This is a genomic window from Mesorhizobium sp. M2E.F.Ca.ET.209.01.1.1 (genome assembly GCF_004010375.2).
Lineage (GTDB): Bacteria > Pseudomonadota > Alphaproteobacteria > Rhizobiales > Rhizobiaceae > Mesorhizobium.
The window spans coordinates 1-305 of the sequence record NZ_SADP02000966.1 but is presented as its reverse complement, the minus strand read 5'-3'; the positions used below and the strand labels follow the sequence as shown (position 1 = coordinate 305).

The window sequence follows — 305 nt, the reverse complement described above, 5'->3', positions numbered from 1 at the left end:
CGGCCTTGCCCGCGAATTCATGGGCAAGGGACTGGAGGTCGCCCTGTTCGGCTCGAAGAACGACCGCGACGTGACGGCCGAAATCGCCGCATTGGCCCCCGGCGTCGTCGACCTCGCCGGCCAGACGCGGCTGGAGGACGCCATCGACCTGATCGCGGCCGCCCGGCTCGCGGTCTCCAACGACAGCGGGCTCATGCATGTCGCGGCCGCCGTCGGCACGCCGATCGTTGCCGTCTACGGCTCGACCTCGCCTGAAAATACGCCGCCACTGGCGGAACGGCGCGAACTGGTCTGGCTCGGCCTGT

At 69.8% G+C, this 305-nt stretch carries 1 protein-coding gene; it reads left to right on the top strand.

Annotated features, from left to right (window positions below; genetic code table 11):
* A partial coding sequence (locus EN852_RS38705; RefSeq protein ID WP_281407863.1) for a glycosyltransferase family 9 protein occupies positions 1–305 on the top strand: 305 nt, incomplete at both ends.